Genomic DNA, 13971 nt, shown 5'->3' with positions numbered 1-13971 from the left:
CACTTGTTTTGCACCGATTGCAGGCTCGTGACGCCCTGCCAGGACCGGTGCCACGCATGGGATTCCCACCCCATCCCAGGAGACCTGCACATGCACCGCCGTTCCTTCCTGACCAAGGCAACCGTGGGCGCCGCCGCCGCAGGCGGCACGACGCTGGCTGCACCGGTATTCGCCCAGGATTCGCCCACCGTCACCTGGCGCCTCGCGTCCAGCTTCCCGCGCAGCGCCGACGCCATCTATAGCGGCGGCGAGGCCGTGGCCAAGTACGTCTCCGAGGCGACCGGCGGCAAGTTCACCATCCGCGCCTTTCCCGCCGGCGAGATCGTGCCGGCCCTGCAAGTGCTGGACAGCGTGCAGAACGGGACCATCGAGTGCGGCCATAGCGCCTCCTATTATTACTACGGCAAGGATCCCACGCTCAGCTTCGACGCCGCCGTGCCCTTCGGCCTCAACACGCGCCAGATGAACGCCTGGATGCGCCACGGCGACGGCCTGAAGTTGTTGCGCGAAGTTTTCAAGAAATACAACGTCGTCAATTTCCCGTGCGGCTACACGGGCACCCAGATGGGGGGCTGGTTCCGCAAGGAGATCAAGTCGGTCGAGGACCTCAAGGGCTTGAAGTTCCGCGTCAGCGCGTTCGCCGGCGCAGTGCTGTCCCGCCTGGGCGTGGTGCCGCAGCAGATCGCGGGCGGCGACATCTATCCCGCGCTCGAGAAGGGCACCATCGACGCCGCCGAATGGATCGGCCCCTACGACGACGAGAAACTGGGCTTCCACAAGGTTGCCAAGAACTACTACTACCCTGGCTGGTGGGAAGGCACGCTGCAGGTATCGCTTTACGTGAACCAGGACGCCTACAACAAGCTGCCCAAGCATTACCAGGCGGCGCTGGACCAGGCATGCGCCGCGGCGACCAACGACATGATCGCCAAGTACGACGCCGAGAACCCGGCTGCGCTGCGCCGCCTGGTTTCGCAAGGTGCCCAGCTGCGGGCCTTCCCCAAGCCGGTCATGGATGCCTGCTACGCGGAGGCCAACAAGCTGTATGCCGAAATGAGCGCGAAGAGCCCCGAGTTCAAGAAAAGGTCTATGACAGCATGGTGGCGTTCCGCGGCAACGTCCTGCCGTGGTTCCGCGTAGCCGAAGGCAACTTCGACGGCTACATGTCCACCATCCGCAAGTAATCGACCGGAAAGCGTGGCAGCCACCCATCAGGTACCTGCCACGCATCGTAAGCAGGAATCGTTCGCCTGGCTCGGTGCCAGGCGTTTTTCGTTCAGCATCGGGCCACAACCATGAATGCTCTCCTCGCTTTTTCCCGCCTGGTCGACAAGCTCAACACGCTTGTCGGCAAGGCCGTCACCTGGCTAACCCTGGTGGTGGTCCTGGTCAGCGCGGGCAATGCCATCGTGCGCAAGGTCTTCCATACCAGCTCCAACGCCTGGCTTGAATTGCAGTGGTATCTGTTCGGCGCCATCTTCCTCCTGGCGGCCGGTTATACGTTGTTGAAGAACGAGCACGTGCGCGTGGACATCGTCGCGCAGAAGCTCTCGCAGCGAACGCAGATCTGGATAGAGATATTCGGTGTCCTGTTCTTCCTGCTGCCCGCGTGCATATTGATCATGTGGCTGTCCTGGCCGGTATTCGTGGACTCCTACGTGACCAACGAACAGTCGTCGAACCCCGGCGGGCTGGTGCGCTGGCCGGTCAAGCTGCTGATACCGGCCGGTTTCCTGCTGCTGGTGCTGGCGGGCATTTCGCACCTGATCAAGTGCGTGGCCTTCCTGACGGGCAGGGGGCCTGATCCGCGCGAGCGCGAACGCGGCAAGACCGCGGAAGAAGAACTGGCCGAGGAAATCGCCCGCGAAGCGCAGGCGCGCGAGGCGGCGGCCGCCCAAGCCAACAACGCCGGGGGACGCTGATGGTCGACTTCCTGATTGCCAACCTGGCGCCGATCATGTTCGCCAACCTGGTGATATTCCTGTTGCTGGGATTCCCGGTGGCGTTCGCGCTGGCAGCCAATGGCATGCTGTATGCGCTGATCGGCATCGAACTCGGGCTGCTCACGCCGGTCCTGTTCCAGGCGCTGCCTCAGCGGGTATTCGGCATCATCACCAACGATTCGCTGCTGGCGGTACCGTTCTTCACGCTGATGGGGCTGGTGCTGGAGCGATCCGGCATGGCCGAGGACCTGCTCGAGACCATCGGCCAGCTGTTCGGCTCCATACGCGGCGGACTGGCGATCGCCGTCGTGTTCGTCGGTGCAATGCTGGCGGCGACCACGGGCGTGGTATCCGCATCGGTCATCTCCATGGGGCTGATCTCGCTGCCCATCATGCTGCGTTATGGCTACGACAGGCGGCTCGCCACCGGCGTCATTGCCGCCTCGGGCACGCTGTCCCAGATCATTCCGCCCTCGCTGGTGCTCATCATCCTGGCCGACCAGCTCGGACGCTCGATCGGCGACATCTATCGCGGCGCGATGCTGCCGGGCTTCCTGCTGGCCGGCGCCTACGTGGTTTACGTGGTCTTGATGTCGTTCATCAAGCCGTCGAGCGCGCCGGCCCTGCCGGAGGAGGCCCGCCGCTTCCAGGAACCCAACGGCACGCGCGGCGGCCGCTCGCTGCTGGTGCTGATGGTGATTTCCGCGGTGATCGCCGCGTTCGTGGGAGACTATCTCGAACACGATACGGCGCCGGTGGACGAGCGCATCGTGCTCACCATGCTGGTGTGGGGACTGTCTGCGTTCATCATGGCGCTGGCCAACAAATGGCTGCGGCTGGGATGGCTGTCCGCGCTGGCCGAGCGGGTCACCTTCGTGATGATTCCGCCGCTGTTCCTGATCTTCCTGGTCCTGGGCACCATTTTCATCGGCGTGGCCACGCCGACCGAGGGCGGCGCCATGGGCGCCGTGGGCGCCATCGCCATGGCCCTCATCCGCAGGCGCCTTACCCTGAACCTGCTCAAGCAGGCGATGGACACCACCACCAAGCTGTCATGCTTCGTCGTGTTCATCCTGATCGGATCGACCGTGTTCGGCCTGACGTTCCGGGCCGTGAGCGGCGACCTCTGGGTCGAGCATCTGCTGACTTCCGTACCCGGCGGACAGTGGGGCTTCCTGATCGTGGTCAGCATCCTGACCTTCCTGCTGGCGTTCTTCCTCGACTTCTTCGAGCTGGCGTTCATCATCGTGCCCCTCCTGGGGCCGGTGGCCGAGAAAATGGGCATAGACCTGATCTGGTTCGGCGTGCTGCTCGCGGTCAACATGCAGACCTCGTTCATGCATCCGCCGTTCGGCTTTGCGCTGTTCTACCTGCGTTCGGTGGCGCCGAAGGAGGACTATACGGACAAGGTGACCGGCAAGCGCATCGCCAAGGTCACCACCGGACAGATCTATTGGGGTTCGATCCCGTTCATCGTCATCCAGCTCCTGATGGTGGCCGCGGTGATGCTCTTTCCGGGGCTGGTCATGCACTACAAGGGCGACCAGGCGGCGGTGGATCCCAGCACCATCAAGATCGACGTCGAGAGCTCGTATGGCGAGGGCTACGGCGGGGGCGGAGCCTACGGCCAGGGCCAGGGGCAGGGCGGCCAGGATCCCAACGCCGACTTCAAGTGACGCGGGATGGGGGCGGCCGCGGCCCCCGCCGCTTCAGTCCGAGCGCGCGGCCGCGGCGGCGATCTGTTGCGTGATCGCCGCCGCGCATCCGCGCACCAGTTCCGCATAGCCCTCCTCGTTGACGAGCTTTTCGCGCCGTTTTTCGTAGACCAGCGTGATGGCGCCCACCACGTGCCGGCCATCGTTGAAGATCGGCGCCGCGATGCCTATCAGCCCGGGATCGATTTCCTCGCGCGAGACGTAGTGGCCGTCCTTGCGGATCCGCTTGTAGTGCTTGGCGAACGAGGGCCAGTCGCCGGCGTCGGCGGGCAGGTCGGGGTGGGTCCTGTTGCGCTCGTAGAGCCGCTTGAGCCTGGCGGCGGGGAGGTTGGCGAGGATCACCGCCGAGGAGGCGCCCTTGAACAGCGGCATGGGATGGCCGCGGTCCAGGCTCATGGGGGCCAGCTCGCCGGCGAGTTCATGATGGCTGTGCACGATTTCGTCGCCATAGATATTGCACAGCACGACCGTCATGACGGTGCGCTGGGCCAGCTCTCTCATGCTGGCCCGGCTGGCTTGCAGGATGGGCTCCGAGCGCCGTATGCGGTAGTCGAGTTCGATGATCTTCGCACCCAGCGCGTAGCGGCCGGCGATGTTGGCCAGCAGCCCGGTTTCGCACAACTGCTTGACGTAGCGAAAGGCCGTCGGACGCGAGACCTCGAGCAGGTCTGCGATTTCCTCGGCTGCCAGGGTGGTCCTGTCCTCGGAGAACAGGTCCAGGACCTTGAGCACTTTTGCGAACTGTGACATTGTCGGATCGGGATCGGAGCACGGCAGGAATCGAAACGCCCGGCCCGGATGCGCCCGGCCGGGCGTGTTCAATGGTAATCAATCCCGGGCCGGATTGCCGCGTCAGCCCTCCACGGGCAGGAAAGCGGACGCCGGTGCGAAGTCCGGAGCGATCTTGCGGCGGGTCCAGTCGACGATGGTCGCGATGCATACCGCCAGCTCGCGGGGCTGTCCCAGGTAGTAGTGGGTGGCACCGCGGATCTGCACGAATTCCTTGTCCGGGGTGCCGAGCGCCGCATGGATCGCCGGGTTGTGCGTGGCCGGCACCGCGTCGTCGGCCTCGTTCTCGATCTGCAGCACCGGCACGCGCCGTATGCGGGCCGCATTCACCGGGCCCTTGATGTTGGAGTGGTCGTACGACCATTGCGACAGCCAGCTACGCAGGGTGCTGAAGCGCGCCAGGCCGGCCGGGCCGGAGTTGACCACCCGCGGATCGCCCAGGTAGCACCAGCCGGGCTTGCGTCCATTGGGATCGACCGTGGGATCGATCCATCGCACGTCGCACATGGTCCGGTGCACGACGAAGCCCCGCTCGCGTTCGCCTTGCGGCGAGCGCTTGAGCCGCTCCAGTGTCTCCAGCACCCAGGCGCTGATGCGGCGGTTGCGGGCCAGTTGCGCCGCACGGAAGTGAGCGACGAACGAGGGCTCGAAGGCGGGCCGGTTCGGGCAGTCGGGCGCGTAGATGTCGAGTTCCAGGTCGCGGTCGTCGGGATCGAGTTCGTTGCGCAGCGACGGATCCATCCATTCGGTGAGCGTCTCGGGACGGCTCAGGTGCGCGGCGATGAAGATGATGCCGTCGGCCGGCGTGAGTCCCGCCTGGGTCAGGTCGTAAGGATCGCCCGCCGGGGTATGGGTGATGGACGGCGCTTCGGCCTGGGCCTGGTAGAACAGCGACAGTGCGCCGCCGCCCGACCAGCCGACGAGAACGACCTTCTCGTAGCCGAGTTCCTCGCGCGCGTGGCGAATGTAGGCGCCCAGGTCGGCCGCCACTTTTTCCATGATCAGCGCCGAGTCGTTCTTGGCGTAGCGGCTGCCGCCGCACAGCACGTGCATGCCCGATTCGGCCAGGGCGACCGGCATGGGCAGCAGCTGCAGCGTCGATGCGGGATGCATGAAAAGAAAGACGACCTTGGATGGCGAGTTCTTCGGCACCAGGCGCTGGCCTTCGAGGACGGTATAGCCCTGGCTGCCGTTGAAGCCGTAAGTCTCCACCATCTCGACGGGTTCGCGGAACTGCAGGATGACGGGGATACGGTCGAACTCGTGCTTGGGGGGCGTGGGCATGTAGCGGTCTCCGGAAAGAGTCATAGATCCTGAGCGGCGAGTTCGATCGCCGCTTCCAGGCGGTCGGGGTCGGCGGTCTGGTTGGCCAGCAGCAGGGCGAGCTTGACCAGCAGGATCTCGCTTTTCTGCGGACCGGCACGGTCCAGGGCCACCGCCAGCTGGTCGTAGAACGCCTCCAGGCGGGAGATGGGCAGGTCGTTCACGGTCATGATGGAACCTCTTCGCATTCGAGCATGTGCCGGACCGCCCGTGTCAGGGCGCCGGATGGCGGGCGCCGCCAGCGCGCCGCGACGTGCTGGTCGGGCCGCAGCAAATAGACGGCGTCCCGGCCGTCCGCGCCATAGAGCCGGTGGGCCCGCTGCGAGCGATCGTCGATGGCCTCGGCGGGCAGGGGGGCCTCGGCGCGAGCGAGGGCGGTGACCGAAACCGGGATGCCGTCCCGCGCGAGGCCGGCCGCCTCGGCTGCGAGCACCGCCGGCACGCGGCCGTCCTGGCAGAAGCACAGCAGATGGAACGCCGGCCCCAGCCGGTCCAGCAGGTAGCCGCCCGAGTCCAGCCTGACGTTGGGGGCCGTCGCGCCGGGCCGCGGCCCCTCGGCGAAGCTTTCCTCGTCCGCCGCCGTGTTGAGCGGCGAACGGGTGTATTCGTGCGGCCGCGAGGTGCGCCAATGCAGCAGCGGCCGCACGAACGCCTGCGAGAGCGAGAGGGACAGGGTGGCGTCGCGCAACAGGCGGAATCCGTGCGTGGGCGGTGTCATGAAGCGGGCGCTCTTGCTGGCTTCGTCGATGATCTCGCGGGCCGCGGCCACGCGCTCGGCGCTGTAGCTGTCGAGCAGCGCCGGCGCCGCCCGGCCCTTCGCCACCAGCGCCAGCTTCCAGGCCAGGTTCTGCGCGTCCTGCCAGCCTGTGTTCAGCCCGCGCACACCGAAGATGGGCAGCATGTGCGCCGCGTCGCCGGCGAACAGCACGCGGCCGTACCGGTAGCGCGGCAGCGTCATGGCCCGGGCCGAATAGATGGAGGCCCAATCCATTTCCCAGGTCTTGCCGGCGTGGCCGATCATCGCGAGCTGGGCGTTCACGCGCGCCCGGATCGAGTCCGGCGAAAGGGCCGCTTCCGAGCTCTCCTCCGCGGGCACCTGGTAGTCGAAGCGCCAGAGGCCATGAGGTTGCCGATGCATGAGGATGGTATTGCCCGGGTTCCAGTCGGGGTCGAAGAATGCCAGGCGCTCGGTGGGCAAGCCCAGGTCGACCCGCACGTCGACGATGACGAAGCGGCCTTCGTAGGAATCGCCCTCCATCCGCAGTTTCATGCTTTGCCGAACCGAGGATTTGGCTCCGTCGGTCGCTACCAGCCAATCGGCGGCCATCCGGTATGGGCCGGCGGGAGTATCGAGCGTGACCGTGACGCCGTCGTCGTCCTGCTCCAATCCCTCGAAACGCGTGCCCCAGCGCAGGTCGACCAGCGGCTCGGCGTCGATCAGCTCGACCAGATGTTCTTCGAGCAATTGCTGCTGGAGATTGGTGAGTGGCGCGAACGCATCGTCCTCGGCATAAGGAATCTCCAGCCGAAAGACCCGGCGCCCCCGGTAGTAGGAATTGCCGTATTGCCAGGGCAGCCCGTGGCGGACGACGTGCTCCCCCGCGCCGACCTGCTGGAGGATTTCCATCGAGCGGCGCGTGAAGGCCAATGCTCGGCTGCCTTCGGAAACCTGCACGTCCGCCGTCGCGAGCACGCACGGCACGCCCATACGGGCCAGGTACAGCGCGGTGACGAGCCCGACCGGGCCGGCGCCGATGATGATCACGCGCTGGCGCGCAGGCGCGTCGAAGTCCGCCGGCTTGGAGAAGGGGTGGATCCGGTAATCGAAGAATATCGACTTTCGTGGCGTCGTGTCGGGCTGGTGCATGGGGCCGCCTGCGGTGAATGGATGGCGCTCGCGTCAGTCGAGCGTGATGTTGGCTTCCTTCACGATCGCCGCCCATTTGACGATCTCGGATTTGACGTGGGCCGCCATCTGCTCCGCCGTGCCGGGCGTGAGGTCGAGCGACATGTCATGGAGCCGGCGCTTGATATCGGGATCGGCCACGGTCCTGGCATAGGCCGCATTGATGCGGGCGACGACGGCCGGCGGCGTCCTGGCCGGCGCAGCGAGGCCTTGCCACGCCCAGGCCTCGAAGCCGGGCGAGACCGATTCGCCGATGGTGGGTACGCCGGGCAATTGCTCCAGACGCTGCGTACTTGCTACGGCGAGCACGCGCAGACGCCTGTTCTCGACGTGCTGGCGTATGGTGACGAGGTCGAGGAACATGCACGGGATGCGGCCGGCCAGCAGATCCTGCAAGGCAGGGCCATTGCCCTTGTATGGCACATGGGTGAGCTGCAGGTGCGCTTTCTGGCGGAACATTTCCATGGCCAGGTGGTGCGGGCTGCCGGCTCCCGGCGAGGCGAAATCGTATTTGCCGGGATGGGCCCGTACCAGGTCGACGAACTCCTGCACCGTCTTGGCCGGCATCGACGGATGGACGACCAGGGCCAGGGCGAAGCGGGCGGTCAGCGTGACCGGGGTGAAGTCCTTGACGGGATCGTAGGGCAGCTTCTTGTACAGGCTGGGATTGACGCTGTAGGTGCCGCTATCGCCTAGCAGGAGGGTGTAGCCGTCGGGTTCGGCCCGCGCCACCGTTTCGGCGCCGATGATGGTGCCAGCGCCGGGACGGTTCTCCACCACCAGCGGCTGGCCGAGCTCCTGCCCCATGCGGGTGGAAATGGTTCGGGCGAATACGTCGGTGCCGCCGCCCGCTGCGTAGGGCACGATCAGCCGGATGGGCCGGTCCGGATAGGTCTGTGCCCGGGCGGCCGGCTGCATGCCAAGGGTCGCAAGCGCCAGCACGCTTGCCGCATACTTCAGCATCTTCATGGAGCGTCTCCGAGGGGCCGCGAGGCGGCGAGGGAAGCGGGGCCTATCGCGCTGCGGCGGCAGCTTTCGCGTGGACCCACTCCGCCAGTTGCTCGTGGGCCCGCGCCTTGTACGCCTCGAGCCGGTCGGCGGGGGCGGTGCGGGTGGTCAGCTCCAGCCGGATGCCATTGGGGTCGAAGAAATAGATGGACCTGACGAAGCCGTGGTCGGTCACGCCAATGACCTCGACGCCGGCGCTTTCCAGTGTGGCCTTGGCTTGGCGCAGTTCGGCTTCGGAGCCGACTTGCAGGGCAATGTGGTTGACCCAGTCCGGCGTATTGGCGGACGGTTCGGCGGCCTGGCCGTCGCCCAGGTCGAAGAAGGCCATGTACGAGCCGTCCTGCATCTCGAAGAAGATGTGCACGTACGGGCAGTATTCGCCGGTGCTAGGCACGCGTTCGGCGCGGATCACGTGGGCCAGGGGCAGGCCCAGTATGTCCTCGTAGAAATGGCGGGTTTCCTCCGCGTCCTTGCATCGGTAGGCGTAGTGATGCAAGCCCTGTATGGGTACGAGCGCTGCCATGATGTCTCCTTGTGCCGCCACGGGGTATGTCCGATGGGCGGCTTTCGATGAACTTGCAGCGATTCTACGGATTTATAAAAAAGTATCAATATCAGATACTTTGATTTTAAATATTAGGAAAATTTCCCGATAAGGTTTATTAATTATTTCTGTATTTGCGACAACAAAAAAGCCGCACAAGGCGGCTGGAAAACGCGGCGGTGCCGCGCCGCGCGCAAGGCCGAGGGGGCGGGTGGCCGCCCCCCGGCCAGGTCTAGAGAAACGACGGGCGCGCCTTGAGCGCAGCCGGGCTGTATCCGGCAACCTTCTTGTAGTTGTCGGAAATGGCTTGCAGCTCGGCTTCCGAGACGAAGGCATCGAGCCGGTCGAAGCGCTTGCCGCCAGTGCGTTCGTAGACCTCGCGCAGAATGGCATCCGGCGGATTGACGCGGTTGGTCAGGACGACCTGGGTGGTGGCGGCCACGCGCACTGTGTCGTAGTCCTGCAAGGCTTCCTGCGTCAGGCCGCGCTTCTTCAACTGGCCGGCGAGGTAGCGCGCGTCGATGATGGCCTGCCCCGCCCCGTTCGAGCCGCGCGGCACCATGGGATGGGCGGCATCGCCCAGCAGCGTGAGGCGGCCTTGGGTCCAGGTCGGCAGGGGATCCTGGTCCACCATGGGATATTCGAGGATGGAGTCGGAGGCGCGGATCAGCGCCGGCACGTCCAGCCAGTCGAAATGCCAGTCCTCGAAAGTCGGCAGGAAGTCTTCCAGGCGTCCGGGCCGGCTCCAGTCGCGGATGGCGGGATTGGGATCGGTGATCTCGGCCACCCAGTTGATCAATTGGCTGCCCTTGCCGTCCACGTCGTTGCGGATCGGATAAATGACCATCTTGCCCACGTCCAGCCAGCCCGCGCGCACCATGCTGGCTTCGCTGAGGAAGGGTTTCCAGACAGTGGTGCCGCGCCACATGTTGACGCCCGAGTAGCGAGGCGCTCCCTCGTTCGGGTAGAGCTGCTTGCGCAGGGCCGAGTGCACGCCGTCGCAGGCCACGACCAGCGCGGCCTTCACGTCCGGCAGGCGCTCTCCTTCGGGCGACACGAAATGGGCCGTGATCGAGTTCTCGTCCTGCGATACGCCGGTGCAGCGGCTGCCGCAGACCACGGCGTCCGCGCCCAGCCGCTGCTTGACGGCTTCGAGCAGGACGGTCTGCAGGTCGCCGCGATGGATCGAGTATTGCGGCCAGTCGAAACCGGCGGCAAGGCCGGCCGGTTCACGGAAGATGAATTGCCCGTGCTCGGTGAAGAAAATGGATTCGCGCGTGCGCACGCCCACTTTGTCCAGTTCCGGCAGCAGGCCCAGTTCCGAGAGCTCGCGCGCCGCATGAGGCAGGATGTTGATGCCAACGCCCAGCGGCGCGAGCGCGGGTACGGCCTCGTAGATGCGGCAGGAAATGCCTGCCTGGTGAAGACTCAGGGCCAGCGTCAGCCCTCCTATGCCGGCGCCGACGATGACGACGTCCTCTTTGCTGCTCATGTTCGCACCTATCTTGAAAATCCGTCTTGCACGGCCCACCCGGGCCGCCGGTGCTGGTATTAGGCGCCGGATCGTATTATTTTGGAAGTTTAGATGTGATATGAATACATATTAGAGTTTTATGAATCTATCCTTGCGCCAGCTCCAGGTTTTCCTGCACGTCGCGCGTATCGGCAATTTCACCCGCGCGGCCGAAAAGGCCCACATGACGCAGGCCGGCCTGAGCATCATGATCCGCGAGATGGAAAAGCAGCTCGATTGCCGCCTGTTCGACCGGACCACGCGCATGGTCGTCCTTACCGATGCCGGGCGCGACCTGCTGCCGGTGGCCCAGCGCGTGGTGGGCGACCTCGAGGAGGTGGTGTCCAAGCTCGGCGTTGCGGGCCGGCGCGCGCGCCAGACCTTGCGTATCGCGGCCACGCCCATGATCTCATCCAACATCCTGCCGCAGGTATTCCAGCGCTTCAAGGATTCCCACCCCCACGTCGAGTTGCGATTGGTGGATACCGACCTGCAGCAAGTGGAGGCGCTGGTCGCCGGCGGCGAGGCCGACCTGGGGCTGGGCTTCTTCTTCAAGCCGCTGGCGGGCCTGGAGCGCGCCCCGGTAGGCAAGTTCAGGCTGATGCGGGTGGCGCCCGACGAGAGCGGGCCGGGCCGTCCCATCGGCGCGGCGCCCTGGACCAGCCTGCGCGACGCGCCGCTGATCGGCCTACCGCCCAGCAATCCCATCCAGCGGTTGATTGAGCCGCACCTGGAAAAGATCGGGCGCGGCAACGAGGACCGGCCCTGCTTCAATTTCTTCGAGACCCTGATCTCCATGGTGGAGGCGGGCGCAGGCACGGCCGTCATCCCCACCTTCGCCCTCGTGGCCTGCCACCGCCACAGGGTGGCCACCGATCTGCTGGTCAAGCCGGCGGTGAGTGTGGATCTCTACCAGGTGACGCGGCGCGGCTTCAAGGTGCCTGCGGTCATGGAGGCGTTCCGCGCCACCCTGGTGCAGGCTTTGCCGGCGGTCGGAGGGTAGGGTGGGCGGGCTCCGATCCACCGTCCGCCGCGGCGGGCCGGGCGGGGGCCTGCGATAATCCGGCAGGTTCGCGCGCCCGGCCGGGCGCCCCGCACAGGAGCTAGCCCGCGAGGGATCCATCATGTTGTTGCAAGTCATTTACCTGGTCGCCATCACCGCGGAGGCCGCCTCGGGCGCCATCATGGGCATGCGCCGCCGCATGGACGTATTCGGCATTTGCGTGGTCGGCACGGTCACCGCCCTGGGAGGCGGTTCCATCCGGGACATGTTGCTGGGGCACTATCCGCTCGGCTGGGTGGCCCATCCGGAGTACTTGTTCTTTACCGTCGGCGCCGCGCTGTCGGCGGCCTTCCTGGTGCGTTTCATGCATCGGGTGCGCATGGCCTTCCTGTTGCTCGACGCGCTGGGGCTGGTGGCTTTCGCCGTGATCGGCTGCGATATCGCCGCCGCAGCGGGCGTGCATCCGGCCATCGTGGTCCTGATGGGCATGGTCACGGGCATCTGCGGCGGCCTGCTGCGCGACGTGCTCTGCAACCAGGTGCCGCTGGTCTTGCGCCGGGACCTGTACGCATCCGTGGCGCTGGCGACCGGGACGCTGTATGTCCTGCTGCAGCGCTATGGCGCCAGCCACGAGCATGCCACGGCCATAGCGCTGGTGGCCGGGTTCCTGTTCCGGCTGGCTTCCATCAAGTGGGGGCTCGCGTTGCCGGTGTTCACGACCCGGCGGCGCCTGGACGACTAGAAGGCGCCGGCGCAGGCCTTTTCCCGGCTTCGGCTATGCTGCTGATCACGCCCGTTTCGCCGCTGAAGGACGGTTCATGAGCCAAACCTCTTTGCAGTACCGCACCTTTCTGTTCCTGCTGGTCCTGGTCACCATCGCATTCGGCTGGTTGTTGTGGCCATTCTTCGGCGCGGTGTTCTGGGGAGCGATCCTGGCGATCATTTTCTATCCCATGCAGCGCCGGCTCTATACGCTGTTCGGCGGGCGGAGCAACCTCGCCGCGCTGACCACGCTGCTGATCTGCGTGCTGATCGTCATCATTCCCGTTTCCCTCATCGCGGGCGCGATCATCAGCCAGGGGGCGGGGGTCTACGAGCAGATCCGTGCCGGCGACATCGATTTCGGCGCCTATCTCGAGCAGGCGGTGGCGGCGCTGCCGCCCACGGTCCGCAGTCTGATGGACAAATTCGGACTGGTCGACGTCTCCAGCATCCAGGCCAAGCTGGCCGAGGTCGCCACCCGCGGCAGCCAGTTTTTCGCCACACAGGCGCTGAACATCGGGCAGAACACCTTCCAGTTCGTGATCAGCCTGGGCGTCATGCTGTATCTGCTGTTCTTCCTGCTGCGCGACGGGCCCAGCCTCTCGGGCCGCATCCGCCAGGCGCTGCCGCTGACCGAGGAACACAAGCGTCATCTGTTCCGCAAGTTCATCGCCGTCGTGCGGGCTACCGTCAAGGGGAACATCGTGGTCGCCATCACGCAGGGCGTGCTGGGAGGACTCATCTTCTGGATCCTGGGCATCAAGGCGGCCTTGCTGTGGAGCGTGGTAATGGCCTTCCTGTCGCTGCTGCCGGCGGTGGGCGCGGGCCTGATCTGGGGCCCTGTGGCGATCTATTTCATCCTGACCGGAGCCGTCTGGCAGGGCATCATCCTCACGCTGTACGGCATCCTGGTGATCGGCCTGGTCGATAACGTCCTACGCCCCATCCTGGTCGGCAAGGACACGCGCATGCCGGACTATGTGGTGCTGATCTCGACCCTGGGCGGCATGGCCCTGTTCGGCATCAACGGCTTCGTGATCGGGCCGCTGATCGCGGCGCTGTTCATGGCCGTGTGGGACCTGTTCTCGTCGATCGACGGACCGCCGCCGGCCGACGGCGCCTGAGTTTTCCTGCGCCCGCGCGTCGCCGGGCCGCCATTGCGGAAATCCGGAATGGCTCCTTCTTCCTGTTGCGGAATTCTGGCCGCCGAGCGCGGCGGCCGCGTTCCGTCGATCGAAAAAAATCAATGAAAACAACCTCCTGCGCGGCGGGCCCGGACGGCTCGCGCCTTGGCACAGGGGTTGCTAGTTCATCGTCGCCGTAACAACAAAAAGATCGAAAACGGGGGCGTTGCCGTACCGGCGCAACGAGTCCGGAGACACGGGCGGTCCACGAAGCCGCCTTCCTGCAGCACCACGCTGTTCATGCATGTACCGCCACCCGGCGGGAAGGGCGCGCGCATGGC

12 protein-coding genes and 1 pseudogene are annotated in these 13971 nt (G+C 65.8%); 6 read left to right on the top strand and 7 right to left on the bottom strand.

The genetic code is table 11. The annotated features are described in order from the left end of the window. The first annotated feature begins 90 nt into the window (after nucleotides 1–90). From CDO44_RS18800 to CDO44_RS18790, 3 genes and pseudogenes are all read left to right on the top strand, one after another. Nucleotides 91–1184 (top strand): annotated as a pseudogene (locus CDO44_RS18800) (TRAP transporter substrate-binding protein). Nucleotides 1185–1295: 111 nt separating this feature from the next. Beyond that, nucleotides 1296–1922 (top strand): TRAP transporter small permease subunit, encoded by a 627-nt coding sequence (locus tag CDO44_RS18795; protein ID WP_087781822.1) that lies wholly within the window; start codon nucleotides 1296–1298, stop codon nucleotides 1920–1922. Further along, the gene (locus CDO44_RS18790; protein ID WP_087781821.1) at nucleotides 1922–3619 is read left to right on the top strand and encodes a TRAP transporter large permease subunit; all 1698 of its coding nucleotides are present in this window, start codon (nucleotides 1922–1924) and stop codon (nucleotides 3617–3619) included. The genes CDO44_RS18795 and CDO44_RS18790 overlap by 1 nt, the downstream gene beginning before the upstream one ends. 33 nt (nucleotides 3620–3652) lie before the next feature. Here CDO44_RS18790 and CDO44_RS18785 read toward each other — a convergent pair whose 3' ends face one another. The 7 genes from CDO44_RS18785 to CDO44_RS18755 all read right to left on the bottom strand — a co-directional run bounded on the left by CDO44_RS18785 (nucleotide 3653) and on the right by CDO44_RS18755 (nucleotide 10720). Beyond that, nucleotides 3653–4408, bottom strand: a complete 756-nt coding sequence (locus tag CDO44_RS18785; RefSeq protein ID WP_087781820.1) for an IclR family transcriptional regulator — start codon at nucleotides 4406–4408, stop codon at nucleotides 3653–3655. A gap of 102 nt (nucleotides 4409–4510) precedes the next feature. Further along, nucleotides 4511–5731, bottom strand: a complete 1221-nt coding sequence (locus tag CDO44_RS18780) for an alpha/beta hydrolase (protein WP_087781819.1) — start codon at nucleotides 5729–5731, stop codon at nucleotides 4511–4513. Between the two features lie 20 nt (nucleotides 5732–5751). Further along, a complete protein-coding gene (locus tag CDO44_RS18775; RefSeq protein WP_087781818.1) occupies nucleotides 5752–5940 on the bottom strand; it encodes a DUF2783 domain-containing protein in 189 nt (62 codons plus the stop codon). Then, entirely contained in the window at nucleotides 5937–7637 is a 1701-nt protein-coding gene (locus CDO44_RS18770; RefSeq protein ID WP_087781817.1) for an FAD-dependent monooxygenase, read from the bottom strand. Before CDO44_RS18770 ends, CDO44_RS18775 begins: the two co-directional genes overlap by 4 nt. 33 nt (nucleotides 7638–7670) lie before the next feature. After that, nucleotides 7671–8645 (bottom strand): tripartite tricarboxylate transporter substrate binding protein, encoded by a 975-nt coding sequence (locus tag CDO44_RS18765; protein WP_087781816.1) that lies wholly within the window; start codon nucleotides 8643–8645, stop codon nucleotides 7671–7673. Between the two features lie 43 nt (nucleotides 8646–8688). Next, on the bottom strand, nucleotides 8689–9207 hold the full coding sequence (locus tag CDO44_RS18760; RefSeq protein ID WP_087781815.1) for a VOC family protein: 519 nt from the start codon (nucleotides 9205–9207) through the stop codon (nucleotides 8689–8691). Nucleotides 9208–9460: 253 nt separating this feature from the next. Continuing rightward, entirely contained in the window at nucleotides 9461–10720 is a 1260-nt protein-coding gene (locus CDO44_RS18755; protein WP_087781814.1) for a flavin-dependent oxidoreductase, read from the bottom strand. Between the two features lie 121 nt (nucleotides 10721–10841). Here CDO44_RS18755 and CDO44_RS18750 point away from each other — a divergent pair, with 121 nt between their 5' ends. The 3 genes from CDO44_RS18750 (at nucleotide 10842) to CDO44_RS18740 (ending at nucleotide 13630) form a co-directional block, all read left to right on the top strand. Then, complete coding sequence (locus tag CDO44_RS18750; protein WP_087781813.1) at nucleotides 10842–11744, top strand: LysR family transcriptional regulator; 903 nt, start codon at nucleotides 10842–10844, stop codon at nucleotides 11742–11744. Between the two features lie 127 nt (nucleotides 11745–11871). Next, nucleotides 11872–12486 (top strand): trimeric intracellular cation channel family protein, encoded by a 615-nt coding sequence (locus CDO44_RS18745; RefSeq protein ID WP_198951401.1) that lies wholly within the window; start codon nucleotides 11872–11874, stop codon nucleotides 12484–12486. Between the two features lie 76 nt (nucleotides 12487–12562). Then, nucleotides 12563–13630 (top strand): AI-2E family transporter, encoded by a 1068-nt coding sequence (locus CDO44_RS18740; RefSeq protein ID WP_087781811.1) that lies wholly within the window; start codon nucleotides 12563–12565, stop codon nucleotides 13628–13630. Nucleotides 13631–13971: the final 341 nt, after the last annotated feature.

This window comes from Pigmentiphaga sp. NML080357 (genome assembly GCF_002188465.1).
GTDB lineage: Bacteria > Pseudomonadota > Gammaproteobacteria > Burkholderiales > Burkholderiaceae_B > Pigmentiphaga.
Note: the sequence above shows the minus strand (reverse complement) of the source record. Positions and strands in the feature narration are given on the sequence as shown.

Bases quoted from the DNA above. Each gene is read 5' to 3' on its own strand.
- CDO44_RS18785 (WP_087781820.1), bottom strand. From the start codon at position 4,408: ATGTCACAGTTCGCAAAAGTGCTCAAGGTCCTGGACCTGTTCTCCGAG.
- CDO44_RS18795 (WP_087781822.1), top strand. From the start codon at position 1,296: ATGAATGCTCTCCTCGCTTTTTCCCGCCTGGTCGACAAGCTCAACACG.
- CDO44_RS18750 (WP_087781813.1), top strand. From the start codon at position 10,842: ATGAATCTATCCTTGCGCCAGCTCCAGGTTTTCCTGCACGTCGCGCGT.
- CDO44_RS18765 (WP_087781816.1), bottom strand. From the start codon at position 8,645: ATGAAGATGCTGAAGTATGCGGCAAGCGTGCTGGCGCTTGCGACCCTT.
- CDO44_RS18770 (WP_087781817.1), bottom strand. From the start codon at position 7,637: ATGCACCAGCCCGACACGACGCCACGAAAGTCGATATTCTTCGATTAC.
- CDO44_RS18740 (WP_087781811.1), top strand. From the start codon at position 12,563: ATGAGCCAAACCTCTTTGCAGTACCGCACCTTTCTGTTCCTGCTGGTC.
- CDO44_RS18780 (WP_087781819.1), bottom strand. From the start codon at position 5,731: ATGCCCACGCCCCCCAAGCACGAGTTCGACCGTATCCCCGTCATCCTG.
- CDO44_RS18775 (WP_087781818.1), bottom strand. From the start codon at position 5,940: ATGACCGTGAACGACCTGCCCATCTCCCGCCTGGAGGCGTTCTACGAC.
- CDO44_RS18790 (WP_087781821.1), top strand. From the start codon at position 1,922: ATGGTCGACTTCCTGATTGCCAACCTGGCGCCGATCATGTTCGCCAAC.
- CDO44_RS18755 (WP_087781814.1), bottom strand. From the start codon at position 10,720: ATGAGCAGCAAAGAGGACGTCGTCATCGTCGGCGCCGGCATAGGAGGG.
- CDO44_RS18760 (WP_087781815.1), bottom strand. From the start codon at position 9,207: ATGGCAGCGCTCGTACCCATACAGGGCTTGCATCACTACGCCTACCGA.